Raw genomic sequence first — 25,822 nt, 5'->3', positions numbered from 1 at the left:
TTGATACCATGAGCGAACCACGTGACCTGTTTTATTGTTTTCCGCTGATGCGGGGTGAAGATGTACGTGCCGTACAAAAGGCGCTGACCACTCTCGGAGTGCAACCCCCTTGTGGAACTTCGGACGGTATTTTTGGCAATGCCACTCGGCTTTCAGTGGAAGCCTTCCAGCGTAGCGTACACGATTTAATTGTCGATGGCGTCGTGGGCAGGTTGACCCACGATGCGTTATTCGGCAAGGCAATAGCGGCGTTTCCTGAGCCGAAAACCGGGATAGCACCGGCTCAGTGGTCCCCCCCGGACGTCTCTTCGTTGATACGCTCAACGGCTTCAAAACCGCCTCTCCGTCGTGACCAGGCCCTTCAGTGCCGTGACTGGTTAATGCAACACTTTGGTTCCGAGATAGAGAAGGCCGTATCTGGCACCCCTTTCGATGCTTTGCTGATTTGCGCTATCGCCGCCAAGGAAACCGCCCCGATATGGCTAAACTGGATAAATCAGATGAGTGCCGACGAAATTGTTGCCCGCTGTGTTTTTGATGCCAGCGGTGATGCCCCAGGCACCAGCCGTAACGCGTTTCCTGCAAATACCGCCATTTTTCGTAAGAAGTATGGCGATCAGGTCACCGCTGAGTTTATCGATGAGGCAAACCGTACCAGAGCGCTCAGAAAGATGGGACCTAAGGATTGGGTCTATAAAGGTTACGGAATATTCCAGTACGACTTGCAGCACATTTTGACAGACCCCAGCTTTTTCCTGAACAAGCAATGGCGAGATTTCCCAAGTTGTCTGGCGCGGGTGATGAGTGAATTAAAACTCAAAAACCAGTCCACCAGTGGGGATTTACGCGAGACGATCCGCCGCTATAACGGCAAGGGCGAACGGGCACAAATCTATGCAGACCATGTCCTTATTATGTACGACTGGATGAAGAAAAACTCGTAGCAGCTATCTCTATATTCACGATTACACCAACCAATATGACGAGGATAAGACCATGCCTAATGGTAACGACTTGATAGAAAAAGCAAGAAGTCAGCTTAATGTCAAAGAGCAGCCGCTTAACAGCAATTCTGGCCCGATGGTAGATACCTATCTCAAAGCGGCGGGCAGCGCACCCGGCTCGCCATGGTGTATGGCTTTTGTCTACTGGTGTAGCTGGCAGGCTGGCATTCCCGGCCTGCCTAAAACTGCCAGCGTAGAGAAATTCTATCAAGAGTCATTAGCACTCGGGAAAACAATAGCAATTTCTGACATTGCCGTTGGCGATATTGTTTTAAGAGTTGATTATCCCGTCCAGGCTAATGGTCAAAAGCCAGGAGATCATGCCGGCATTTACACAGGTATAGTTGATGGAGTGCCACAATATATCTCGGGGAATACGGTCTCCGGCAAGGATTCAAAAAATGATGGAACCAGTTCCTATGTCGACGAACATCAAATGAAGCATTTTAATTACGCCGCCCGATTTTGGTGATGAGGTTATTCAGTGGGAGATATTTAGCACGCTTTGAAAAATAAAGACATTGCCACCCATCCGGCCAGGGCCTGCTCAGGCACTGGCCTCCCTCCCCAATCCCCATCTGTCCACGTTTCTCTCAGCCCAACGCCGACCTTATCCTGCGCCGGACAGTCCCGCCATATGGACGATAAGCCCCACCGCGGCGGCGGCGGCCAGTACCCAGGTCAGCTTCCACTTATAACGAAACAGCAGCCCGGCGGCGCCCAGGGCAATGGCCGCAGACCACGGGTCGAAACCGGATGGTCCCCAGACGCTATGCCAGATAAAAAACAGCGCCAGATTCAGGATAACGCCCACCACCGCGGCAGTGATGGCGGTCAACGGCGCGGTAAATCCCACCTTATTATGGGTCGTTTCAATAAACGGCCCGCCGGCGAGAATAAAGATAAACGAGGGTAAAAAAGTAAACCATGTCACCAGGCACGCCGCCGCGATGCCCCCCAGCAGCACATCATCGACGCCCAACACCGCTTTGGTGTAGCCGCCGACAAACCCGACAAAGGTCACCACCATGATCAACGGTCCGGGGGTCGACTCCCCAAGAGCGAGGCCGTCCATCATCTGCCCTGCCGTCAGCCAGCCATAGTGGGTCACCGCCCCCTGGTAAACATAAGGTAGGACGGCATATGCCCCGCCAAAGGTCATCAGCGCGGCTTTGGTAAAGAACCAGCTCATCTGGGTCAGCGGATGCGCCCAGCCCAGCATTAGCGTCAGGGCGGCCATCGGCACCAGCCACAGCAGCATCCCGGCGATCAGCACCTGAGAGGTGCGCCGCCAGCTGAAAATGGCATGGGCCGGGATCGGCGTCGTGTCATCAATGATGGCGGCTCCGCCAGGGTGACTCTGCGCACGGTGGGCGTCCGCTTTGCCGAATATCGTCGGCGCCAGCCGTCCGCCGATAAAACCCGCCAGTGCCGCGGCGAGGACGATCAGCGGAAAAGGAACGTTCAACGCAAAAATAGCGACAAAAGCAGCGGCAGCGATGGCCCAGTAGGCGCCATTTTTCAGCGCCCGCGAGCCGATGCGGTGCGCCGCCTGCAATACTATCGCCGCTACGGCGGGTTTGATGCCATAAAAGATCCCCGCCACCACGGCGACATCCCCCCAGACGAGGTAGATCCACGCCAGGGCGATGAGTAACACCAGCGAGGGCAAAATAAACAGCACCCCGGCGATGACGCCTCCCCAGGTTTTATGCATCAGCCAGCCGATATAGGTCGCCAGCTGCTGGGCCTCCGGCCCCGGCAGGACCATACAAAAATTGAGCGCATGCAGGAATCGCCCTTCCGAAATCCAGCGTCGGTTATCCACCAGCTCCTGGTGCATCATGGCGATCTGCCCGGCAGGCCCGCCGAAGCTGATGAAGCCAAGCTTGAGCCAAAAGCGAAATGCCTGCCAGAAGGAGACGGAAGCGACGACGGAAGGACTGTCAGTCTGCGGAAGAACGACCGTTTTGCTCATGATTGCCAGACCTCATTTCACAGGACCTCAGTAAGCCGTCGAACAGCGAGCAAGCTGTCGCCAGCAGTTGGTCATCGTCCGTAATGGTTTCCCGCAGCCCTGCAAGAACACTCTCCACGCCCGCCGCCTCCGGGGTCGGTACCCCACCGACGTCCAGGAAGTGGATCAACCGCCCCAGACTGTCGGGGATAACCGCTTCCAGCGCAAAACGCCGCACCAGTACTTCAAAGGTCACCAGCGTGCCAACATGGCTGAATGGCGCGCCGTCAAAATCAAAACCGACCGCCGTCGCCGGACAGGTCTCGGGCGCGGCCAGCCACAGGAACCGCGCCTCATCGTCAATAAAGCGCCGGATAAGCCAGGCGCTGGCCAGACGATCGACCCACGGGCGTCGGCGGGTGGCCCACAGCCGGCCGCGAAAGGCGCCTCTGTCCAGCAGGCTCAGTTCGCCCGCCACCGACTGCGGCTCGTTCGGCGATAGCCGCTGATTAATGACCTGCTCGATAGTGGCCAGTCGCTCAGCGGCTTGCTCCCGGGCGGCCCCCGGAAAGAAATCAATGGCCTCGATCCGCCGGTAGTCACGCTGAATTTTACGCAGTTGTTTGAGCTGAGCCGCCAGTTCGTCGTTGGATAACGTCCCCTGCAGCGCCTGCAGATCCTGCAACAGTGCGTCGTACTGTTCACGACGATCGAATAGCGGCCTGAGCGCCTCTTCTTCCGCCGCCTCAATCGTGAAAACATACCCGGTCCCCCCTTCCGCGCGGATCGCCTGGCAGGTGCTGAGGAAAGTGTCATAGCCCTGGCGCACGTCGGGCAGCAGATAGACCCCATCGCGCAGGACCGCTGCCCCGCTCTGCTTCAGGGTTCGCCAGACACGCATGCGCAGCGTGGCTTGAGACGTTGTCAGGTTAAGGATCAAGAGATGCATTGTCATGTTGTAGAGATTACTACAGCATGTAGCGTCTGTGACGTTTTTACGCGCAAGGAGTCAGATGAATTTCAGCAATGCATAGCTGAAAAAAGCAAAAGACGGCCTGCGCAGCGGCAGGCCAGGCGCTAAGCGCGGGGTGGGGATAAGGGGCGCAGCAGCAGGGTCAACAACGCCACCGCAACCGGGACCAGGGAGCCCCACAGCACGGCGTTCCAGCCGAAGGCGTTGAGCAGAACCCCGGACGAAAACGACCCCACGATCATCACGCCGAAGACCAGAAAATCGTTGAGCGACTGAACCTGGGTCTTCTCTTCCGGGCGGTGGAAATCGATGATTTTCGCCGAGGCGCCGGTGAAGCCAAAGTTCCAGCCGATGCCGAGCAAAATCAGCGACAGCCAGTAATGATACACGCCGAGACCGCTCAGGCCGACCGCCACCGACGCGGCGGTGATCAGCAATCCCGCCGCCGCCATTCGCACTGCGCCGAAGCGCTGGATCAGCCGGCCGGTGAAAAATCCCGGGCCGTACATCGCCATCACATGCCACTGGATCCCAAGGTTGGCGGCCTGCTGGGAAAGACCGTGCATATGCATGGAGAGCGGCGCGGCGGTCATCAGAAAATTCATCACCATATAGGCCACCGCGCCGCTGAATACCGTGGTGGCAAAACCCGGCTGGCGGACAATCTCGCGCAGCGGCCGCCCTCCGCGCACGCTGGCCGCGGTGGGCTCCGCCGGCGTCACCCCTCTCAACAAAAAGGCGGCCAGCACTGCAACCAGCGCCTGAGCGAGGAAGGTGACGGCGAAGATATGTGCCGGCCAGAGGTGCATGGTGCCGGTGACCAGCATCGGGCCAATGATCCCGGCGGCCACACCGCCGCCCATCACCAGCGACAGCGCGCGAGCCCGGCGCGCCGGGGCGACGCCGTCGGTGGCGGCAAAACGAAAACTGAGCGCCACGGCGGCATAGGCGCCGCCGAGCATCGCGGCGAGACAAAACAGCAGAAAAGAATTCAGCACTACCGCCAGGGCGGCCGCCAGTCCGGTCACCATCCCGGCGCCGGTGCCGAGCCTGAACGCCGCTTTGCGGCCCCGCGTTCGCGCCAGCGCGCCGAAAGGCAGAATGGAGGCCGCCATCCCCAGCACAAACAGGGTGATCGGCAGCGTGGCCAGCGACGGGCTGGGGGCAATCGCGTTACCCACTATCGCGCCGGTAGCGTAGAAGACCACCGAGTTGGCGCCGGCCAGCGCCTGAGCGGCAGCCAGGCGAAGGATATTTTTGTTCTGCACCGCCAGCGGCAGCATGTGTTCTGTAGACATCCGTTGTTTTCACCGGTTTGAGAGTGGCGCCAGGCTGGCCGTCTGGCATCGCGCCCTGTTTGTTGGGTTCCCTGACCGTTACCTTAGCCGCAAAATACGCTTTTGCACCATAGCGAATCGCAATATTACCCGGCGATCTGGCCCCTCTTCTGCGTCAGATCGCCGGGCCGGGCTTCGCCGCCCGTTTTATTCCGGGGATCCGTCGCGCCGCGCGGCGGCAAATTTCGCCGCGATCATTGCGGCCGTCGGCTGGACGCCGCCCAGACTCCACTGCTCCGGGTCATGTTCGTCAATGCGGATCCAGACGGACTGACGGAACTGCGGATCGCCCTGCCCCTCAATCTCCACCAGCAGATCGGTCATCCGTCGCAGCAGCTCACTTTTCTGTTCCGCGGTCATGATCCCTTTAATGGTTTGCACGTTAACAAATGGCACGCTATTCTCCTTAGCATCTAGGTCTAAAATTCAAACTCAGAGTAGAAGGTCAATCTCGCGATGTCAAAAAATAAATCACTGCCCTACCTCGACCCGGCGCTGTGCGGCCTGGCGGAAGGGGCGAAAATCCTCGGCGACCGCTGGGTGCTGTTGATCCTCCGCGAGGCGTTTTACGGCGTGACGCGCTTTGAAACGATGCTGTCGCACACCCATATTACCCGCCAGACGCTCACCACCCGGTTAAAAACCATGACCGAAACGGGATTGCTCAGCAAAGTGCCCTACCGGGAAGCCGGCTCCCGCGAACGGTATGAATATGTTCTGACTGATAAAAGCCGTAGCCTGGCGCTGGTGCTGTTCGCCCTGATGGAATGGGGCCATCAGCACGTGCTGCACAGTGCGCCGCATATAGCATTGGTGGACAGCGCCAGCGGCGAGGCTGTCCATCCGGGGTTTATTACTGCCAGCGGCACCGTGGCGAGCCCCGCCGCCCTGCAGATCGTCAAGGCAGACGAACGCTAATAGCGCCGCTACAGAACTTTCGTACGCCTCTGGCGAAAGCCGCCGCAAGCGGGTATGTTGCATAGCCACGGTACCCGACGAGCGCGGGACATTTTTGTTTCATCGAACTGTGCGATAAAGGATGAAGGTATCCGGTGACCATTCCGACGCGCAGATCGCGCATGCTAAAGGTAGAAAATGTCGCTTCGTTCTCTGCGGGCTTTATGTCTGACCAGCTTTTTTATTGCCGACGTGCGCGACGGCCTCGGCCCGTTTCTGGGGATCTTTCTCACCCAGCGTCACTGGCAGGCGGAGGACATTGGCCTGCTGATGTCCGTCGGCGGTATCGCCGGCCTGCTGGCGACCCTGCCCGCCGGCTTCATCACCGACAGCACGCGGCATAAGCGCTTGCTGCTGGCCGGGGTCTGCCTGGCGATCACCTTCACTACCCTGTTGCTCTGGTTTAGTCAGAAGACCAGCGTGGTCGCCCTCTCGCAAGTCGCCAGCGGCATCTGCGCGGCCTTTGTCGGACCGCTGATCGCCGGGATTACCCTCGGTCTTGCCAGACAGCGCGGCTTTAGCGCCCAGATGGGGAAAAACGAAGCCTTCAACCACGCGGGGAATTTCTTCACCGCGCTAATGGCCGGGGCTATCGCCTGGTACTGGGGCATCGGCGGCATTTTCATTCTGATGGCCTGTACCACGCTGCTTACCCTGGTCGCCCTGCTGGCGATCCGCGGCGGCGATATCGACGATGACGCCGCCCGCGGCATCGAAGCGGCATCCACGCCCTCCCTGCCGGGGTTTGCCATCCTGTTCCGCCATACGCCGCTGCTGATCGCCGGCGTAACCCTGATGCTGTTCCATCTCGCCAATGCCGCACTGTTGCCGATGCTGAGCATGCGGATCGCCGCCGCGCCGGGACACCTCAATCCCGGACTGTTTGCCGCCGCCACGGTGATTATTTCGCAGGTGGTGATGATCCCGGTGGCCATCCGGGTCGCCGGCAGCATCGACAAATACGGTTACTGGCGATGCATCCTGCTGGCGCTGCTGATCATGCCCATCCGGGCGGCGCTGGCGGCGTCCAGCGACGCCCCGGCGATGATGGTCCCGGTGCAAATTCTTGATGGCCTGGCGGCAGGGATTTTGGGGGTGGCGGTGCCCAGCTTTATCGTCTCGCTGCTGCGCGGCAGCGGGCACGTTAACGCTGGACAGAGCGTGGTGATGCTGATGCAGGGCGCCGGGGCGGCAATGAGTCCGGCGTTAACCGGGTCTATCGCCGGGCTCTACTCCTATGCCACCGCCTTCGGCGTGCTGAGCGTTATCGCGATTGTCGCCCTGATGGTATGGTGGCGCAGCGCTCCGCTGCTCACCGTCTCCGCGTCACCGCCAATCGGCGAGAGCGGGCAGTAACCTACGGCACAGCGACCTGGGGAGAGAGGAAATCGCCAGCCGGGTAGCAGCCCCCTGCAGCCCGGCTGGCGTATGAGAGGCGTTAATTCACCCGTGCTTGCAACGTAATGTGCTGCAGGGCGTTCGCCATATCTATCTGAATCAACTCCTTGACACCTTCGCGCTTAATAAACTGGCTCCGGTGCTTACTTTTCACCTCTTCAATACTTTTTTTGATCTCTTGCGCCGGCAATTTATACCAGCCGCGAGCCTGTTTCTCACCGCCCATTTCCAGCCACAGCGATGAATAACTGGCTTTCACCAAATCGCTTTTCACGTGGAAATCGGAATCGATCGCGTAGACGGTGGTGATGCTGAAATAACGCAGGAAACCATACAGCACGCTCATGATGATATTTTTCGGCCGCGCGCCATGCAGCTCTTTAGTCAGCACCTTCACTTCGTCATTGGTGATATCTTTCCCGCCCTGGATGCCGCCAATATAGGCGCGGCCATCGTCGGTACAGGAAAAACAGACGCTATAGACGCGCCGGTCGCCGAGAAACAGCTGCAGCATCAGCTCGCCCTCCTCCTGAAACGGCGACGCCAACAGTTTAACGTCAAGATTATCGCCATTTTTCAAAGGAATAGAGAACATCGCGCGACCAAAATCCGCCACATTGTACAGCTGCGGCAGGACATCAGGGTGAAACGTTTTCTCAATAAAATTCAGTGAACCGTGGGCAATATCCAGCTTGCGTCGTTTTGACAGCCGTTTATTGAGATACGCTTTAAACGGTTTATCCTCAAAAGGCACCAGCCCTTTGGTCACGGCGGTCAACCGCGCACACTGATATTTTGCACAAAGTTCTTGATATTCTCTGTATTTACCTCCTGCGAGCGAGAGCTCTCTGCATTTTCGTAAAACTTTTTTATAGTTTATTTTGACCTGACCGATCACTTTATTATGTTTACGCCATTCTTTGATGGCGCCTGCAACAGTATGTTCCATTGATTAAGATCCATAGATTCATCCATAATCGCGGCCATATTAACATAAAAGCTTTTCGTCAACGCTTAATTACTCCTTCGTTGTCCTTTCATTTAATATATACACAGGAAATCATTCTGTATGGTGATTAATAAAGCCAACTCCCGCCTGTCAACGGTTATTTATGGTAGGGAAAGCCTGCCGCCCCGCGACTTAACGCTCTGTGCGTTCGGCGCGGAGAGCGGCTACATCCGCTGGCGGTTTTGCCCTATACTTGACGCTGATTAAAAACCAGCAACGATAGGTAACTTATGGAAATTGATCTCGACAACCTGGTCTTCAGCGGCCTGGATGAAGCAGAAGAACGCAACGCGGAGCGTCTGGAAGAAGCGGACAAAAAAGCGCAGGCGATCGTTGCCGATGACGATTGCGGCGACGCCTGCAAAATCTGATTGTCAAACCGGCCAGCAGGCCGGTTTTTTTTGCCCCTCCCGCCTGCTCAGGCCGGCAAGAAGCCTTTCAGCGTATCCAGCAGCGCCTGCGCCGCCTTCGACAGCGGCATATGCCCGGCATGGATCGCGCCGACGCACTTCTCAATCGGCGGATCGCTGAGCGGGATGCAGACGGCCCCCAGGGAGGTCATCTGCGTTTTACACAACGCCGGCACCGCGCTGCCCCCCAGGCCGCTGGCCACCATTCTCCCCACCGTCACCAGCTGGTGACTCTCCAGCGCTACGTCCAGCTGGCGACCGCTGCGCGCCAGCGCCTCCTCGAGCATCAGGCGTACCGCTGAGGGACGCTGCAGGGTAATAAAATCGAGGGTCAACAGCTCCTGCCAGGTGAGCTGCTTTTTCTTCGCCAGCGGGGATTGCCGGGGAACGATCGCCACGAAGCGGTCCACCGCCAGCGGGGTAAACAGCAGGTTGTGGGTGGGCGATGGCTCGAAGGCAATACCCATCTCCACTCGCCCCTCGCGCACCATCTCGATCACCTGCTCATTAATCACATCATGCACCGTGACGTTCACGCCGGCATAGCGGTCGCGAAAGGCCTTCAGCGCCTCCGGCAGGACGTTGGCCGCAAACGACGGCATCGCGGCCACCGAAATTTTACCCCGTTGCAGGGTAAAGCTCTGACGCATGGCCTCCTCGACGTTATCCCAGTCGGCCAGCAGCTGACGGGCCATCGGCAGAAAGAGTTCCCCCTCCTGGGTAAGGGTCACTTTGCGGGTGCTGCGCTGCAGCAGCGCGCCGCCCAGCGCCTCCTCTAACCCTTTGATGGTCAAACTGAGGGCTGGCTGCGACAAATTGAGCCTTTCGCTGGCGTGGGCGAAATTCAGAGTGTGAGCTACCGCTAAAAACGCGCGTAACTGTTTGACACTCATTCTCATTTTCCTTCCTGTTAACTAATTGAAAAAAATTAGTTAACAGGAAATTAATTAAAATTCCAAATGAGTGGGTCACAAATTCAAAATTATCAAATCAGTCTCCAGCGCCAATGATAAGGCTATCGCAAGGCAGGAGAGACAAGATGGCAGGACTGGATAAACGCGTCGCCAGCTATGAAGCGGCGCTGGAAGGGTTAACGGACGGCATGACGCTGCTCGCCGGCGGTTTCGGCCTGTGCGGCATTCCCGAGAATTTGATCGCCGAGGTGCAGCGTCGCCAGGTGCAGGGGCTGACGGTGGTCTCCAATAACTGCGGCGTCGACGGCTTCGGTCTCGGTATGCTGCTGGCGTCGCGCCAGATCAGCAAGGTGGTGGCCTCTTACGTCGGGGAGAACGCGCTGTTTGAACAGCTGGTGCTGAGCGGCGAGCTGGCGGTTGAGCTCACTCCTCAGGGAACGCTGGCCGAAAAAATTCGCGCCGGCGGCGCCGGGATCCCCGGTTTTTACACCGCCACCGGCTATGGCACCCCGGTCGCCGAAGGCAAAGAGGTGCGCCAGTTCGACGGCAGGCACTACATCCTTGAAGAGGCGATCCGCGGCGATTTCGCGCTGGTCAAAGGCTGGAAAGCCGACTGGTACGGCAATGTGGTTTATCGCCATACCGCGCAGAATTTCAACCCGCTGATGGCCACCGCCGGACGCATTACGGTGGTGGAGGTGGAAGAGATTGTACCGCCGGGGGAACTGCCGCCCTCCGCCATCCACACCCCGGGGATCTATGTCGACCGGCTGATCGTCGGGCAATTTGAAAAACGTATTGAGCAGCGCACCCTGCGCGCCGGAGGGAAGTGAGATGCTGACCCGTGAACAAATGGCGATGCGCGTCGCCCAGGAGCTGCGCGACGGCGACTACGTCAACCTCGGGATCGGTATCCCGACGCTGGTGGCCAATTACATTCCCGCCGGTATTGAGGTGATGCTCCAGTCGGAGAACGGCCTGCTGGGGATGGGCGAATTTCCAGACGAAGCCACGATCGACGCCGACATGATTAACGCCGGCAAGCAGACCGTCACCGCGCAAACCGGGGCGGCCATCTTCGACTCCGCTCAGTCGTTCGCCATGATCCGCGGCGGCCACGTTGACCTGACCGTTCTTGGCGCCTTTGAGGTCGACGTCGCGGGCAACATCGCCTCATGGATGATCCCTGGAAAAATGGTCAAGGGGATGGGCGGCGCCATGGACCTGGTAGCCGGCGCGCAGAACATCATCGTGGTGATGACCCACGCCTCAAAAAACGGCGAATCCAAACTGCTGCCGCAGTGCACCCTGCCGCTCACTGGCGTGGACTGTATTCGCCGGGTGCTCACCGATCTGGCCCTGCTGGACATTGTCGACGGCGCGTTTGTCCTGCGTGAAGTGGCCCCGGGGGTGAGCCCCGACGAGGTGATGCGTAAAACGGCGGGACGACTGATCGTGGCCGACGATGTGCGCGAAATGCGCTTCAGCTAAGGAGAGACCATGACCGATATTGCCATTGTTGCTGCAGTACGCACCCCGGTAGGCAGCTTTCGCGGCGCCTTCGCCCCTCTTTCCGCCGTCGACCTCGGCGCCGCGGTGGTGCGCAGCCTGCTTGAACGCGGCCATCTGCCCGCCGCGGCGGTGGACGAACTGATTTTCGGCCAGGTGCTCACCGCCGGCTGCGGGCAGAACCCGGCGCGCCAGACCGCGCTGCGGGCCGGCCTGCCGGTCGACACCCCGGCGGTGACCGTCAATCTGGTGTGCGGCTCCGGGCTGAAAGCGGTTCAGCAGGCGATGCAGGCGATCCGCTGCGGCGACGCCGAGATCGTCATCGCCGGCGGCCAGGAGAGCATGAGCAATGCCCCCTATCTGATGCACGGCGCCCGCGACGGCCTGCGTTTCGGCCACGCCAGCCTGCAGGACAGCATGATTCTGGACGGCCTGTGGGACGCCTTTAACGACTACCACATGGGCATTACCGCCGAGAATCTGGCTGATGCCTTCGACATCAGCCGTGAGCGCCAGGATGCCTTTGCCGCCGGGTCCCAGCGCAAAGCGGCGGCCGCCATCGCCGCCGGACGCTTTCGCGAGGAGATCGTCCCGGTCAGCGTCCCGCAGGGCAAAAAGCCGCCGCGTGTCGTGACTGACGACGAGCAACCGCGCCCGGAGACCAGCGAGCAGCAGCTGGCCCAGCTGCGCCCGGCGTTTCGTCCCGCTGACGGCAGCGTCACTGCCGGAAACGCCTCGTCGCTGAACGATGGCGCCGCGGCGGTCCTGCTGATGCGCGTCGATAAAGCGCACGAGCTCGGGCTACCAGTGCTGGCGCGCATTGTCAGCTCAGCGGTCGCCGGGGTCGACCCATCGGTGATGGGCATCGGCCCGGTGAGCGCCTGCCGTAAAGCGCTGCAGCGCGCCGGCTGGACGCTGGACGAGGTGGATCTTATCGAAGCTAACGAGGCTTTTGCCGTCCAGGCGCTGGCCGTCGGTCAGCTGCTTGAGTGGGATAGCGAGAAGGTCAACGTCAACGGCGGCGCCATCGCCCTTGGCCATCCCATCGGCGCCTCCGGCTGCCGGATCCTCGTCAGCCTGGTGCATGAGATGCAGCGCCGGGGCGCCAGCAAAGGGTTGGCAACCCTGTGCGTCGGCGGCGGCCAGGGCATCGCCATGACTCTACAACGTTAACAGGAGCCACTATGTTTACACCACGCCTGGCGGTACTCGGCGCGGGACTGATGGGCGTCGGCATCGCCTGCCATTTCGCCCGTCACGGTCACGTCGTCCGCCTGTATGACACCGACCCGCAGCGTCTCGCCGAGGTTCCGGCGGTGGCCAGCGCCATCCTGCGCGAGCTGGAGGCGAGCGGCCAGCAGGATCCCGCCGACCGCGACGCTGTGCTGGCCCGTCTGATCCCCACCCCGGCGCTGAATGCCCTGGCCGATGCCACGCTGCTGATAGAAGCGATCCCCGAGCGGCTACCACTGAAGCACGCCCTGTATGCCGAACTGGAAACGCTGATCGCCGACGAGGCGATTATCGCCAGCAACACCAGCGGCCTGCCGCCGGACTCGCTGGCGCAGGGCATGCGCCACCCTGAACGGTTGCTGATCGCCCATTTCTGGCATCCGCCGCACCTGATCCCGCTGGTGGAAGTGGTGCCCGGGAGCGCCACACTGCCCCATCTGGCGCGCCAGGTGAGCGACTTTTGCGCCGCCTGCGCGCTGGAAGCGGTGGTGCTCAATCGCGCCGCGCCGGGCTTTGTCGGCAACCGGCTGCAGTTCGCCCTGCTGCGCGAAGCGCTGCATATCGTCCACAGCGGCATTGCCTCTGCCGAGGTAGTGGACCAGGTGATGCGCGCCTCGCTGGGCCGCCGCTATGCGATGGTCGGCCCGCTGGAGGCAGCGGACATGACCGGGCTGGCGACGGTCCAGGATATCTGCCAGCACCTGCTGCCGGAGCTGGCCAGCGGGAGCGAGATGATGTCGCTGGTGGCGGAGAAGGTGGCGCGAGGCGACACCGGCGCCCGCAGTGGACAAGGCTTTTACCGCTGGGATGAGGCGCGGCAACAGCGCATCCAGTCGCGCCGGGAACATCAGCTTCGCTACGCCCTGAAGCCCTAGTATCGCGTTCTGTACCCCTACAATAACAATGAGAGTGAGACGTCGTGATGAGTGTGATAATTGCCCTGGCCGCACTGGCGTTACTGATGCTGGCGGCCTACCGTGGATACAGCGTGATCCTCTTTGCGCCGATCGCCGCCCTCGGCGCGGTGCTGGTCACCGACCCGGGCGCGGTCGGCCCGGCCTTTACCGGCCTGTTTATGGAAAAAATGGTCGGCTTTGTGAAGCTCTATTTCCCGGTGTTTCTGCTGGGCGCCGTGTTCGGCAAGCTGATTGAGCTGTCGGGATTCTCGCGGTCGATTGTCGCCGCCGCCATCCGCATCCTCGGACGCCGCCACGCGATCCCGGTGATCGTGCTGGTGTGCGCCCTGCTGACCTACGGCGGGGTGTCGCTGTTTGTGGTGGCTTTTGCCGTCTACCCCTTCGCCGCCGAACTGTTTCGCCAGAGCGGGATCCCCAAACGGCTGATTCCGGCCACCGTCGCCCTCGGGGCATTCTCGTTTACCATGGACGCCCTGCCCGGCACGCCGCAGATCCAGAATATTATCCCCACCAGTTTCTTCGGCACCAACGCCTGGGCGGCCCCCTGGCTGGGGCTTATCGGCTCGCTGTTCATTATCATTTTTGGCTTGCTGTGGCTGGAGCGTCAGCGCCGCAAAGCGCAGGCCCGCGGCGAAGGCTATGGGACCGACCTGCAAAATGAGCCGGAGACCCCGGATGACATCGATCTGCCGCATCCGCTGATCGCTATCGCCCCGTTGCTGTTAGTGGGGGTGCTGAATCTGCTGTTTACCCACTGGATCCCGCAGTGGTACGGCGCCAGCCATGAGCTCACCCTGCCGGGTCTGGCGAAGCCTGTCGTCACCGAAGTAGGGAAAATCACCGCTATCTGGGCGGTGCAGGCGGCGCTGCTCTCCGGCATTGTGCTGGTGCTGGTCTGCGGCTATCGCAATATACGCGGCCGGTTGGCGGAGGGGAGCCGAACGGCGGTGGGCGGGGCTATTCTCGCGGCGATGAACACCGCCTCTGAGTACGGATTCGGCGCAGTTATCGCCGCCCTGCCGGGTTTCCTGGTGCTGTCGAAAGCCCTCGCGGCCATTCCCAATCCGCTGTTAAACGAGGCGATCAGCGTCACGGTGCTGGCCGGGATCACCGGCTCGGCCTCCGGGGGGATGAGCATCGCGCTGGCGGCGATGTCCGAGACCTTTGTCGCCGCCGCCCACGCCGCCAATATTCCGCTCGAGGTCCTGCACCGTGTCGCCGCCATGGCCAGCGGCGGCATGGACACCCTGCCGCATAACGGAGCGGTGATCACCCTGCTGGCGATCACCGGCCTGAGCCATCGCCAGGCCTACGGCGGTATTTTCGCCATCACGGTGATCAAAAGCCTCGCGGTACTGTTTGTCATTGCCACGTTCTATGTGACCGGCATTGTCTGATACCCGATTGAAGGAGTAATAAAATGAATTTGCACGGTAAAACAGCGCTGGTCACCGGCTCCACCAGCGGGATCGGTTTAGGGATCGCCAAAGTGCTGGCTCAGGCGGGCGCGCAGGTGATCCTCAATGGCTTCGGCGACAGCAGCCACGCCCGGGCTGAAGTCGCCGCGCTGGGTAAGATCCCCGGCTATCACGACGCCGACCTGCGCGACGTCGGGCAGATCGAGACGATGATGCACTATGCCGAAAGCACCTTCGGCGGCGTCGATATCGTGATCAATAACGCCGGCATCCAGCACGTCGCCCCGGTGGAGCAGTTCCCGGTGGACAAATGGAACGACATCATCGCGATAAATCTCTCCAGCGTCTTCCACACCACCCGCCTGGCGCTGCCGGGCATGCGCCAGCGCAACTGGGGGCGCATCATCAACATTGCCTCAGTGCATGGCCTGGTGGCGTCGAAAGAGAAATCGGCCTACGTCGCTGCCAAGCACGCGGTGGTCGGGCTGACCAAAACCGTGGCCCTGGAAACCGCGCGCAGCGGCATCACCTGCAACGCCATCTGCCCGGGCTGGGTGCTGACCCCGCTGGTGCAGCAGCAGATCGATAAGCGCATCGCCGAGGGGGTCGACCCGGAGCAGGCCAGCGCCCAGCTGCTGGCGGAAAAACAGCCCTCCGGGGAGTTTGTCACCCCGCACCAGCTGGGCGAAATGGCGCTGTTTCTGTGCAGCGACGCCGCTGCCCAGGTGCGCGGCGCCGCATGGAATATGGATGGCGGCTGGGTGGCGCAGTAAGCCGCTGGCGCCGCGAAGATCAGAACATCGCCAGAAAGCGTTTCACCGTGCGTGAGCGCTCGAAGCGCCGCCAGGCGATGGCGATATCGGTCTTCAGCGGCGCCCCACTGAGCGGGTGATAGCTGACGTTCGGCTGTTGAATGCAGGTCATCGACTGCGGGACCAGCGCGAAGCCGAACCCGGCATTGACCATGCTCAGCGACGACGAAATCTGCGACGACTGCCAGGCACGCTCCATGTCGATCCCGGCGCGCAGGCAGCTGTTGTACACCAGCTCATACAGCCCGGGGGCCACCTCCCGCGGGAAGAGGATCGGCGCCACGTCGCACAGCTGTTCCAGGGCCAGGGTCGGCTGCGTCGCCAGCGGGTTATCGCGCGGCAGCGCGATGACCATCGGCTCCTCATCAATAATCCGCAGATTAAAGGCTTTACTGCTCTCGCACGGCAGACGGACGAAGGCGATATCCAGCTCGGCCTCGCTCAGGGCGGTCATCAGATTGGCCATATTGTCTTCCATCTGGTGCAGGGTCACCCCGGGGTGGTCGAGCTGAAAACGGTGCAGCAACGTGAAGATTTGCGGATGGAAAGCATCAGAACTGGTAATGCCTAGCGACAGGCTGCCGTTCATCCCGCGCGCAATGCCCTTGGCCTTCTCCAGCGCCGCATCGCTCATGGCGAGGATCTGGCGGGCATCCTCATAGAACGACTCTCCCGCTTCCGTCAGCTCCACCCCGCGGGTTAAACGCCGAAACAGCGGGGTCCCCACCTCTCGTTCAAGTCGCTGAATTTGCTGACTTAACGGAGGTTGTGAAATACCCAGCTCCTTGGCGGCCTGGGTGAAGTGCCGCGTCCTGGCGACGGCGACAAAATAACGAAGATAACGAAGTTCCATATCGAAAACGTCTCAAACCAGCATGGTTTCTATATTGGAACTGTGAGCTGAATCGGGTCAACATTTATTTAACCTTTCTTATATTTGTTGAACGAGGAAGTGGTATATGAATCACTCTGCTGAATGCACCTGCGAAGAGAGTCTGTGCGAAACCCTACGGGCGTTTTCCGCGCAGCATCCCGAGAGCGTGCTCTATCAGACATCGCTAATGAGCGCCCTGCTGAGCGGGGTTTACGAAGGCAGCACCACCATCGCGGACCTGCTGAAACACGGCGATTTCGGCCTCGGCACCTTTAATGAGCTGGACGGGGAGCTGATCGCCTTCAGCAGTCAGGTCTATCAGCTGCGCGCCGACGGCAGCGCGCGCAAAGCCCAGCCGGAGCAGAAAACGCCGTTCGCGGTGATGACCTGGTTCCAGCCGCAGTACCGGAAAACTTTCGACCATCCGGTGAGCCGCCAACAACTGCACGACGTTATTGACCAGCAAATTCCCTCTGACAACCTGTTCTGCGCCCTGCGCATCGACGGCCATTTCCGCCATGCCCATACCCGCACCGTGCCGCGCCAGACGCCGCCGTACCGGGCGATGACCGACGTCCTCGACGATCAGCCGGTGTTCCGCTTTAACCAGCGCGAAGGGGTGCTGGTCGGCTTCCGTACCCCGCAGCATATGCAGGGGATCAATGTCGCCGGGTATCACGAGCACTTTATTACCGATGACCGCAAAGGCGGCGGTCACCTGCTGGATTACCAGCTCGATCACGGGGTGCTGACCTTCGGCGAAATTCACAAGCTGATGATCGACCTGCCCGCCGACAGCGCGTTCCTGCAGGCCAATCTGCATCCCGATAATCTCGATGCCGCCATCCGTTCCGTAGAAAGTTAAGGGGTTCACATGGACAAACAGTATCCGGTACGCCAGTGGGCGCACGGCGCCGATCTCGTCGTCAGCCAGCTGGAAGCGCAAGGCGTACGTCAGATCTTCGGTATCCCCGGCGCCAAAATCGACAAGGTGTTCGACTCACTGCTGGATTCCTCGATTCGCATTATTCCGGTACGCCACGAAGCCAACGCCGCGTTTATGGCCGCCGCGGTCGGACGCATTACCGGCAAAGCGGGCGTGGCGCTGGTCACCTCCGGTCCGGGTTGTTCCAACCTGATCACCGGCATGGCCACCGCGAACAGCGAAGGCGACCCGGTGGTGGCCCTGGGCGGCGCGGTGAAACGCGCCGATAAGGCGAAGCAGGTCCATCAGAGTATGGATACGGTGGCGATGTTCAGCCCGGTCACCAAATACGCCGTCGAGGTGACGGCGCCGGATGCGCTGGCGGAAGTGGTCTCCAACGCCTTCCGTGCCGCCGAGCAGGGCCGCCCGGGCAGCGCGTTCGTCAGCCTGCCGCAGGATGTGGTCGATGGCCCGGTCAGCGGTAAAGTACTGCCGGCCAGCCGGGCTCCGCAGATGGGCGCCGCGCCGGATGACGCCATCGACCAGGTGGCGAAGCTTATCGCTCAGGCGAAGAACCCGATCTTCCTGCTCGGCCTGATGGCCAGCCAGCCGGAAAACAGCGCGGCGCTGCGCCGTTTGCTGGAGGCCAGCCATATTCCGGTCACCAGCACCTATCAGGCCGCCGGGGCGGTGAATCAGGATAACTTCTCTCGCTTCGCCGGTCGGGTCGGGCTGTTTAACAACCAGGCCGGGGACCGTCTGCTGCAGCTCGCCGACCTGGTGATCTGCATCGGCTACAGCCCGGTGGAATATGAACCGGCGATGTGGAACAGCGGCAACGCGACGCTGGTGCATATCGACGTGCTGCCCGCTTATGAAGAGCGCAACTACACCCCGGATGTCGAGCTGGTGGGCGATATCGCCGGCACCCTCAACAAGCTGGCGCAAAATATCGATCACCGGCTGGTGCTCTCCCCGCAGGCGGCGGAGATCCTCCGCGACCGCCAGCACCAGCGCGAGCTGCTGGACCGCCGCGGCGCGCAGCTGAATCAGTTTGCCCTGCATCCGCTGCGCATCGTTCGCGCCATGCAGGATATCGTCAACAGCGACGTCACGCTGACCGTGGACATGGGCAGCTTCCATATCTGGATCGCCCGCTACCTGTACAGCTTCCGCGCCCGCCAGGTGATGATCTCCAACGGCCAGCAGACCATGGGCGTCGCCCTGCCCTGGGCCATCGGCGCCTGGCTGGTCAATCCTGAGCGCAAAGTGGTCTCCGTCTCCGGCGACGGCGGCTTCCTGCAGTCGAGCATGGAGCTGGAGACCGCCGTCCGCCTGAAAGCCAACGTGCTGCATCTCATCTGGGTCGATAACGGCTACAACATGGTGGCTATTCAGGAAGAGAAAAAATATCAGCGCCTGTCCGGCGTCGAGTTCGGGCCGATGGATTTTAAAGCCTATGCCGAATCCTTCGGCGCCAAAGGGTTCGCCGTGGAAAGCGCCGAGGCGCTGGAGCCGACGCTGCGCGCGGCGATGGACGTCGACGGCCCGGCGGTGGTGGCCATCCCGGTGGATTATCGCGATAACCCGCTGCTGATGGGTCAGCTGCATCTGAGTCAGATTCTGTAAGTCATCACAATAAGGAAAGGAAAATGAAAAAAGTCGCACTTGTTACCGGCGCCGGCCAGGGGATTGGTAAAGCTATCGCCCTTCGTCTGGTGAAGGATGGATTTGCCGTGGCCATTGCCGATTATAACGACGCCACCGCCAAAGCGGTCGCCTCGGAAATCAACCAGGCCGGCGGACACGCCGTGGCGGTGAAAGTGGATGTCTCCGACCGCGATCAGGTATTTGCCGCCGTTGAACAGGCGCGCAAAACGCTGGGCGGCTTCGACGTCATCGTCAATAACGCCGGTGTGGCACCGTCTACGCCGATCGAGTCCATTACCCCGGAGATTGTCGACAAAGTCTACAACATCAACGTCAAAGGGGTGATCTGGGGTATTCAGGCGGCGGTCGAGGCCTTTAAGAAAGAGGGGCACGGCGGGAAAATCATCAACGCCTGTTCCCAGGCCGGCCACGTCGGCAACCCGGAGCTGGCGGTGTATAGCTCCAGTAAATTCGCGGTACGCGGCTTAACCCAGACCGCCGCTCGCGACCTCGCGCCGCTGGGCATCACGGTCAACGGCTACTGCCCGGGGATTGTCAAAACGCCAATGTGGGCCGAAATTGACCGCCAGGTGTCCGAAGCCGCCGGTAAACCGCTGGGCTACGGTACCGCCGAGTTCGCCAAACGCATCACTCTCGGTCGTCTGTCCGAGCCGGAAGATGTCGCCGCCTGCGTCTCCTATCTTGCCAGCCCGGATTCTGATTACATGACCGGTCAGTCGTTGCTGATCGACGGCGGGATGGTATTTAACTAATAAAAAATAAGCTCTGACATGGCTTGCCCCTGCTTTCGCGCAGGGGCTTTTTTTGGTTTGAGTGTAAGTGTAAGCATCCCGGGGAAACGAAGCATCAATACTTGAGGGCTTCTGGCACGACGTGGGCTATGGCAGGCTGAGATTGCTTTTCCAGCTCACGCACCCGAGGGATCACTTCCCTTCCGAAGAACTCGACTTCCTCCTGGAAATGCAGGAATGCCAGCAGCAGCAGATTGACGCCTGACTGTTTGAGCGCAATGATGCGCTCTGCAATCTGCTGCGGCGTGCCAATCAGGTTGGTTTTAAAGCCGTCGTTGTATTGCACCAAATCTTCAAAGCTGGATTTGGCCCAGTTGCCCTCGCCCTCCGGCGATGCGCTGCCGGCGTTTTTCACTTCGTGCTGGAACCCTTTCACCGCGTCCGGATTGGCGTTATCAATAATTTCCCGCAGCACCGCCTGCGCCTCTTTTTCGCTTTCACGCGCAATAACGAAGCCGTTAACCCCGATCTTCACCTGATGCTGGTTTTGTGCCGCCTTACGCTGGATGTCATCCACCTGTGCTTTGATGCCTTCAGGCGTGTTGCCGTTGGTGAAATACCAGTCGGAAACGCGCGCGGCCATGTCCCGCGCGGCACGCGAACTACCACCCTGGAAAATTTCCGGCAGCGGCGCCAGCGGCTTGGGCTTGAGGGAATAATCACGAAAGCGATAGAAATCGCCGGCAAAGGTAAAGCTGTCTTCGCGCCAGATGCCCTGCAGGCAACGGATAAACTCTTCTGAACGCAGGTAACGCTCTTCATGGTCTAGCCAGGGTTCGCCGATAGCTTTAAACTCACCACGGAACCAGCCGCTGACGATATTGACCGCGATGCGCGGGCCGTACAGATGACTGATAGTGGCGATTTGTTTTGCCGCCAGAGTGGGGTTCCAGGGGCCGGGAAGCAAGGCGGCGATCACTTTCAGATTTTCAGTTGATGCGAGTAGCGCCTGCGAAAAAGAGACCGACTCATGTTGGTTGTCGGCACCATAGCCGGCCGTAAAACGGATCTGCGTAAGCGCATAGTCAAAACCGGCACGTTCAGCAATTTGCGCCAGCTTACGGTTGTAGTCGATATCCCAACTGGTACGCTGCGGGATATTACTGATCACTAACCCGCCCGACACGTTCGGCACCCAATAGGCGAACTGCAGCGGATGATTACCTGGCTCTGAAATGGACATAGGGCACTCCCGTCATTGATGAATTTATCTGTCCGCCTTACAACGCGTCGCAGGCGAGTTGCTGTAGCCGCGAATTACCATCTTTCTATATAACGATTTTTGCCTTTCGAAAATAAAAAGACAGCTTTTGGTTATAAAGGTGTTTGCAGAATGCATGCCAAAACAGGAGGCGAAATAATTTTTTTAAAAACAGCTAATTATAAAAAAAGAAAGGAACTTATCTGCTGCATTTGCAACATGCCTGGTTACGCATATGTTGCAAATGCAACTTATACAACTTGCCGGAAGATAAATTTATCCTGACATTAATTTGGATAACAGCAGGTCTGATTACGGATGCTGTCGTTTCTGACAAGCATGAAATAAGCAACTACGACGGCAATTTCATTAACCCCGCAGTGGTTTCGTCGGCTGAGACCAGCTAAAGTCGAAAGGTCAAAAATACAGCCTTAACGTACAATATTTTTTGATATCCAAACTGCCCCCTTAACGGTACGTCTGTCTTCGACGGACTTCAGAACGGCAATGATCTGGTGTTCGATGAATCGGGCTTTACGCATGGTGATCTCCTCAGAGGACATAATCAGTATGTCGGAAGATCTCTAAACGTGAATGGTTCGTTTTACCGGGAAACCCTGCCAGTCATATAACATAAGTAATTAACAAGAAAAAATCAGATATCCTTGCCAGGTGGGCAGGACCGGCCAATGATTTCAGCCAGGAAATCCATCACCACGACAGCAGAGCGATCGCGCTTAATTTCAGGGTAGGCAACCAGCCAAATGTTCCTCACGGGCGAAGGCAGATTTTCCGGCAGCCTTACCAGTTCGCTGTCATTATCACCCATAAAGCAGGGTAAAGTAACGATGCCCAATCCTTTCCGGGCTGCCTGTTGCTGCGCCATCAGATCGCTTGCCCGAAAGATAACTCGTCGCCCGTTCAGCAGTGATTCCAGCCATTGCTGCTGCGTGACATGTGCAAGCGTGCTGTCATAAGCAATAAATACCCAATCTTCTTGCGGAATTTCTTGCCAGAACTGAGAAGCATAAAGACCAAAGCGCATGGTACCTATACGCCTTGTCATCAGGTCTGGATCGTCAGGCCTTTCCAGGCGAACCGCAATGTCAGCCTCACTTTTATTCAGAAGAACATGGTGCGAAACGCCGGATAATGACAACGTGATACCCGGATGTTTCCGGGTGAATCCTGCTATAGCAGGCGCAATGAGGTGTGCTGCAACGGCAGGTGACGCGCTGATATTTATAGGCACGGCCGGTTCGGCACACAATGACCTCGCCTGGATTCGAATACGGTCTGCAATACGGTACATTTCGTCAGCGCCGGAGGCGATAATCCGCCCATGCCCGGTGAGCGTGGTACGGCGTGGCAAACGCTCTGTGAGCCTCAGGCCCAGAGAACTTTCAAGGGCCGCAATCCGGCGGCCCACAGTGGCATGGTCTACGCCAAGTTCCCTGGCTGCGGCCGACAGGGAACCACACCGGGCAAGGGCGAAAAAAAAATGTAAATCCTGCCAGTCCATATCTCACCTCGTGTGCATTTTTACACATGTATGGTGCTTTTATACCTGTATTCTTCCTGTAATAAACTCATTTATAGTTTTCTCACTTTATAAGTGAGGAAAAAATAATGTCGTTAGCAATGATTATTAGCCAGCCGGGTGGACCTGAGGTTCTTAAAGCGGTGGAAAGAGAGCTAGTCAGTCCCGGTCCCGATGAAGTCAGTATCAGACAAGAAATAATCGGCGTGAATTTTGTTGACATCTATTTTCGCTCAGGGCTCTACCCTCAGCCCTATCCCCAGGCGGTTCCTGGTTTTGAAGGGGCCGGAGTCGTCACAGCAACGGGCAGTAACGTCAGGTCCTTTGCAGCAGGAGACCGCGTTGCCTATACGGGAAATCCGATGGGCGCTTATGCTGAATGTCGCAATATACCTGCCAGCCGCCTTATCAGGATCCCGGATGGTGTGGACACTCGTACAGCCGGTAGTACGATGCTTCGGGGCCTTACCGCGCATATGTTACTCAACAAAGTAAGGGAAGTCAGGGCTGGCGACTGGATACTGGTTCATTCTGCTGCCGGAGGGCTGGGGCAGATAGTGACCCGCTGGGCAACGATGAAAGGTGCCAGGGTTATCGGTACAACGGGTTCACCGGAAAAAGTAGCAACGGCCCGCCTTGCTGGTGCGAGTGAAGTTTTGCTCCATACCGACGCTGCATGGCCGGACAAAGTCCGCGACATCACCGAAGGGTATGGCGTACATCTGGCCATCGACGGTATAGGAGGAACAATGCTCTCCAGAACGCTCGGCGTGGTCCGCCCTTTTGGCACTGTCGCCAGTCTTGGACAGCCTGCCGGCCCCATACCTCCCGTGCGGGTGGAAGAACTGGGATTTGCCCGATCTATAGCACTAATGCGACCAAGTTCACTCGCCTATTCAGATGATGCTGCGCTATACAGGAAAGGGGCTTCTGACCTTATGTCAGCGCTGTCGGCAGGACTTGAAAATCACATTGGCGCTGAATTTATCCTTACCGACGCAGCAGAAGCACACCGGGTTCTGGAGGCGGGTCATACAACAGGAAGCGTCATTCTCACGGTTCAGGCTTAAGACTCGGACGTGAATGAAACAAGAGACGCAGGCATCTTTAAAGAAATGCCGTATCAGTGACGTGACGACCAGGCTGGATTTATATCCCTTAAGGACAATCGTTCCCCCCTTGTCGTCTCCTTCAGGTACTGCCAGGGAGATATGCAAGAAATTAGATAAAGGGGATGAGTCTGCTAAATTACTAACGTTCATACAATGTCCGCTCCCGGCACTCAGGCATTGCTTAATGCACGACGTAAACGATCGCCATGTTAAACGGCTATTTCTGACAAAGCGCGGCCCCTCTGAAGCGCCGTGAGGTCCGCTCTGAACGAAGAGCGGATCTTTAGTGCAAAAGAACAGCAAGGCCCGCCTTTGTGATTAATACTGCCTTATCTACAACTGCTGAGTTACCCAGCTACCATTTTCAGCGAAAAATACCGTCGCATCGGCTCCATTTACCAGGGATATTTGAGGAGGCATGTGACCAATATCAACATCATAGAGTACGGGCACGGCAATATTCTCAAAAGCGGCTTTAAGGGCATCCAGATAATTATGTTTAGTCGGGTCGCTTACGTCGGGTGCAGCACTTCTGCCGATAAGAACACCATTTAAGTTATCAAACCAACCCTGTAATCGTAAGCTAAATAATGCGCGTGTTAATTCACAGGGAGCCATTTCCACATTTTCAAAATAGAGGATTATTCCTTGAGGGCTATTGCTCGCCTTGAACAAGGGCACATTCCCGAATGGTGTACCTGCTAACCTGGATATTATTTCGAGGCAGCCGCCGATCAGTTTCCCGCTAAATGTCAGAGAAGATGTAACACCATCAAGGCGTTTCCACTGTGTTTTTTGGGTCAGATTGAAACCTCCGTCTGACGCTGTTCCCCATTGATTTTCATCCGCTTGAAATGCTGTTGAAGAGTACTGTTTGATTACAGTTCCCCGATTCGATTCCAGAATTTCCCATACGGCCTGAGTGGTGGCATCTAACTTTTGAGCGCCAAGATCCATGAGGTTCGGCCCATGCAAAGTAGCCCAGCCCGATAGCGTCGTCAGTGGGAAATGAAGTGTACTAAGATCTGAAAAGCCCACAAACCATTTTGGTTTAGACCGGGACAACAGATCAAAATCAATCAAATCAAGTAATTCCATCGCCAGATCACCGCCCCAAGGTGGCATAACAGCTTTTATATCTGGGTCAGTAAGATAAGACATTAATTCTTCAACGCGAGAAAATTTAGTGGCGCTTTTATTTTTGTGCTGCGAGCGTAAGCAGCGTCCTTCGCGGACCTGGTAACCTCTTTTCTTTAGGTTTTTTATGGCGAGTTCCAGTCTGGGATGCAGATGTTCAGGTACGCCAGAAGAGGGAGCGGTTACACCAATAACATCTCCTGGAGCCAGCCTGGGTGGAAAGAGGACACTCATGGATAAATCCTTTTCAGAACATATAGAATTCCATAATCCATAATTAAAGCCAGGATGTAAAATTAACAGGCGAACACTCCGCTTGTTTTTTCTATGAGCCTTTAAAAGGTCTGCTCATGGCACCCAAGGGACTTTACCGGCGTAGATGATGCGTCAGGCAACTAATCCTCAAAAGTGCTTACTGCTTATTCGCGGGACCGCCGGCTGATTTGGGTTGGATCATGACGACTACTCTTTTAGCTATTCCCGGTTTCCCCTTTTCAAAGCGCCATTTACTCATCATTTTCTCGATGATTTTATGTTCAAACTCCGGAGTCGTTGTCGATTCCAGTATCTTAACATTCTGAACTCTGCCATCTGAATCAACATCATACTGAATCCGCAGAGCATTCGGCAGGAGGTTTCCGTAATCGTCCGAATTCCAAAATTAACCATGAATCTTCACGTTACCAACGGCGCGAGTGACAGGCTACCAGATGAAATGATCAG

General features: G+C 58.3%; 25 protein-coding genes and 1 pseudogene. 15 read left to right on the top strand and 11 right to left on the bottom strand.

Annotation, left to right across the window (positions count from 1 at the left end; genetic code table 11):
* Positions 1-8: 8 nt before the first annotated feature.
* Both R0140_RS11590 and R0140_RS11585 read left to right on the top strand, forming a co-directional pair.
* Entirely contained in the window at positions 9-944 is a 936-nt protein-coding gene (locus R0140_RS11590) for a peptidoglycan-binding domain-containing protein (protein WP_049153698.1), read from the top strand.
* Positions 945-996: 52 nt separating this feature from the next.
* Complete coding sequence (locus tag R0140_RS11585) at positions 997-1,476, top strand: C40 family peptidase (RefSeq protein WP_032730596.1); 480 nt, start codon at positions 997-999, stop codon at positions 1,474-1,476.
* A gap of 138 nt (positions 1,477-1,614) precedes the next feature.
* Here the strand turns inward: R0140_RS11585 and chrA are convergent, their stop codons facing one another.
* The 4 genes from chrA to R0140_RS11565 all read right to left on the bottom strand — a co-directional run bounded on the left by chrA (position 1,615) and on the right by R0140_RS11565 (position 5,667).
* A complete protein-coding gene (gene chrA, locus R0140_RS11580) occupies positions 1,615-2,982 on the bottom strand; it encodes a chromate efflux transporter (protein ID WP_048268510.1) in 1,368 nt (455 codons plus the stop codon).
* Complete coding sequence (locus R0140_RS11575; protein WP_077274165.1) at positions 2,951-3,910, bottom strand: chromate resistance protein ChrB domain-containing protein; 960 nt, start codon at positions 3,908-3,910, stop codon at positions 2,951-2,953. The genes chrA and R0140_RS11575 overlap by 32 nt, the downstream gene beginning before the upstream one ends.
* Before the next feature lie 128 nt (positions 3,911-4,038).
* Positions 4,039-5,232, bottom strand: coding sequence for an MFS transporter (locus R0140_RS11570; RefSeq protein ID WP_223861307.1), 1,194 nt, complete (start codon positions 5,230-5,232; stop codon positions 4,039-4,041).
* A gap of 186 nt (positions 5,233-5,418) precedes the next feature.
* Complete coding sequence (locus R0140_RS11565; protein ID WP_004175772.1) at positions 5,419-5,667, bottom strand: tautomerase family protein; 249 nt, start codon at positions 5,665-5,667, stop codon at positions 5,419-5,421.
* Positions 5,668-5,727: 60 nt separating this feature from the next.
* Between R0140_RS11565 and R0140_RS11560 the strand changes: the two genes are divergently transcribed.
* The gene (locus R0140_RS11560; RefSeq protein WP_009307678.1) at positions 5,728-6,189 is read left to right on the top strand and encodes a winged helix-turn-helix transcriptional regulator; all 462 of its coding nucleotides are present in this window, start codon (positions 5,728-5,730) and stop codon (positions 6,187-6,189) included.
* A 177-nt stretch (positions 6,190-6,366) separates the two neighbouring features.
* Positions 6,367-7,584 (top strand): MFS transporter, encoded by a 1,218-nt coding sequence (locus tag R0140_RS11555; protein WP_044650154.1) that lies wholly within the window; start codon positions 6,367-6,369, stop codon positions 7,582-7,584.
* An 82-nt stretch (positions 7,585-7,666) separates the two neighbouring features.
* Here R0140_RS11555 and R0140_RS11550 read toward each other — a convergent pair whose 3' ends face one another.
* Positions 7,667-8,575: a DUF535 family protein gene (locus tag R0140_RS11550; RefSeq protein ID WP_012967984.1), complete on the bottom strand. Its 909-nt coding sequence runs from the start codon at positions 8,573-8,575 to the stop codon at positions 7,667-7,669.
* Positions 8,576-8,865: 290 nt separating this feature from the next.
* Here R0140_RS11550 and R0140_RS11545 point away from each other — a divergent pair, with 290 nt between their 5' ends.
* Positions 8,866-9,006 (top strand): hypothetical protein, encoded by a 141-nt coding sequence (locus R0140_RS11545; protein WP_002908189.1) that lies wholly within the window; start codon positions 8,866-8,868, stop codon positions 9,004-9,006.
* 47 nt (positions 9,007-9,053) lie between these two features.
* On the opposite strand, the gene R0140_RS11540 is transcribed toward R0140_RS11545, so the two are convergent.
* Positions 9,054-9,944, bottom strand: coding sequence for a LysR family transcriptional regulator (locus R0140_RS11540; RefSeq protein ID WP_012967981.1), 891 nt, complete (start codon positions 9,942-9,944; stop codon positions 9,054-9,056).
* A gap of 140 nt (positions 9,945-10,084) precedes the next feature.
* On the opposite strand from R0140_RS11540, the gene R0140_RS11535 reads away from it, so the two are divergent.
* From R0140_RS11535 to R0140_RS11510, 6 genes are read left to right on the top strand one after another with little or no spacing between them, the layout of a single operon-like run.
* On the top strand, positions 10,085-10,792 hold the full coding sequence (locus tag R0140_RS11535; RefSeq protein WP_023340302.1) for a CoA transferase subunit A: 708 nt from the start codon (positions 10,085-10,087) through the stop codon (positions 10,790-10,792).
* A gap of 1 nt (position 10,793) precedes the next feature.
* Positions 10,794-11,450 carry a CoA transferase subunit B gene (locus R0140_RS11530; RefSeq protein WP_032741087.1) on the top strand — a complete coding sequence of 219 codons (657 nt, stop codon included), beginning with the start codon at positions 10,794-10,796 and terminating at the stop codon, positions 11,448-11,450.
* 9 nt (positions 11,451-11,459) lie between these two features.
* Positions 11,460-12,641, top strand: a complete 1,182-nt coding sequence (locus R0140_RS11525) for an acetyl-CoA C-acetyltransferase (protein WP_032741088.1) — start codon at positions 11,460-11,462, stop codon at positions 12,639-12,641.
* Positions 12,642-12,652: 11 nt separating this feature from the next.
* Entirely contained in the window at positions 12,653-13,576 is a 924-nt protein-coding gene (locus R0140_RS11520) for a 3-hydroxyacyl-CoA dehydrogenase family protein (protein ID WP_048268513.1), read from the top strand.
* A gap of 44 nt (positions 13,577-13,620) precedes the next feature.
* A complete protein-coding gene (locus R0140_RS11515) occupies positions 13,621-15,015 on the top strand; it encodes a GntP family permease (RefSeq protein ID WP_008804551.1) in 1,395 nt (464 codons plus the stop codon).
* A gap of 23 nt (positions 15,016-15,038) precedes the next feature.
* Entirely contained in the window at positions 15,039-15,809 is a 771-nt protein-coding gene (locus R0140_RS11510; RefSeq protein ID WP_032730606.1) for a 3-hydroxybutyrate dehydrogenase, read from the top strand.
* A 19-nt stretch (positions 15,810-15,828) separates the two neighbouring features.
* On the opposite strand, the gene R0140_RS11505 is transcribed toward R0140_RS11510, so the two are convergent.
* Positions 15,829-16,701, bottom strand: a complete 873-nt coding sequence (locus tag R0140_RS11505) for a LysR family transcriptional regulator (RefSeq protein ID WP_008804549.1) — start codon at positions 16,699-16,701, stop codon at positions 15,829-15,831.
* A 106-nt stretch (positions 16,702-16,807) separates the two neighbouring features.
* Between R0140_RS11505 and budA the strand changes: the two genes are divergently transcribed.
* Genes budA through R0140_RS11490 form a run of 3 tightly spaced genes read left to right on the top strand, consistent with a single transcriptional unit; the run spans position 16,808 to position 20,070 of the window.
* Entirely contained in the window at positions 16,808-17,587 is a 780-nt protein-coding gene (budA, locus tag R0140_RS11500; protein WP_008804548.1) for an acetolactate decarboxylase, read from the top strand.
* 9 nt (positions 17,588-17,596) lie between these two features.
* The gene (gene alsS, locus R0140_RS11495) at positions 17,597-19,276 is read left to right on the top strand and encodes an acetolactate synthase AlsS (RefSeq protein ID WP_023297780.1); all 1,680 of its coding nucleotides are present in this window, start codon (positions 17,597-17,599) and stop codon (positions 19,274-19,276) included.
* A gap of 23 nt (positions 19,277-19,299) precedes the next feature.
* Positions 19,300-20,070, top strand: coding sequence for a (S)-acetoin forming diacetyl reductase (locus R0140_RS11490; RefSeq protein ID WP_008804546.1), 771 nt, complete (start codon positions 19,300-19,302; stop codon positions 20,068-20,070).
* A gap of 94 nt (positions 20,071-20,164) precedes the next feature.
* On the opposite strand, the gene sfnG is transcribed toward R0140_RS11490, so the two are convergent.
* The gene (sfnG, locus tag R0140_RS11485; RefSeq protein WP_022066442.1) at positions 20,165-21,292 is read right to left on the bottom strand and encodes a dimethylsulfone monooxygenase SfnG; all 1,128 of its coding nucleotides are present in this window, start codon (positions 21,290-21,292) and stop codon (positions 20,165-20,167) included.
* Positions 21,293-21,965: 673 nt separating this feature from the next.
* Entirely contained in the window at positions 21,966-22,832 is an 867-nt protein-coding gene (locus tag R0140_RS11480; RefSeq protein ID WP_012541460.1) for a LysR family transcriptional regulator, read from the bottom strand.
* A gap of 107 nt (positions 22,833-22,939) precedes the next feature.
* On the opposite strand from R0140_RS11480, the gene R0140_RS11475 reads away from it, so the two are divergent.
* Complete coding sequence (locus R0140_RS11475; protein WP_032735822.1) at positions 22,940-23,920, top strand: quinone oxidoreductase family protein; 981 nt, start codon at positions 22,940-22,942, stop codon at positions 23,918-23,920.
* 375 nt (positions 23,921-24,295) lie between these two features.
* Here R0140_RS11475 and R0140_RS11470 read toward each other — a convergent pair whose 3' ends face one another.
* Together R0140_RS11470 and R0140_RS11465 are read right to left on the bottom strand one after the other, a co-directional pair.
* A complete protein-coding gene (locus tag R0140_RS11470) occupies positions 24,296-25,333 on the bottom strand; it encodes a S66 family peptidase (protein WP_032735823.1) in 1,038 nt (345 codons plus the stop codon).
* A 178-nt stretch (positions 25,334-25,511) separates the two neighbouring features.
* Positions 25,512-25,748, bottom strand: a pseudogene (locus tag R0140_RS11465) (TonB family protein); the annotation flags it as partial.
* Positions 25,749-25,822: the final 74 nt, after the last annotated feature.

This window comes from Klebsiella sp. w6 (genome assembly GCF_033100215.1).
Lineage (GTDB): Bacteria > Pseudomonadota > Gammaproteobacteria > Enterobacterales > Enterobacteriaceae > Klebsiella > Klebsiella variicola.
This window is presented reverse-complemented; position numbering and strand designations above follow the sequence as displayed.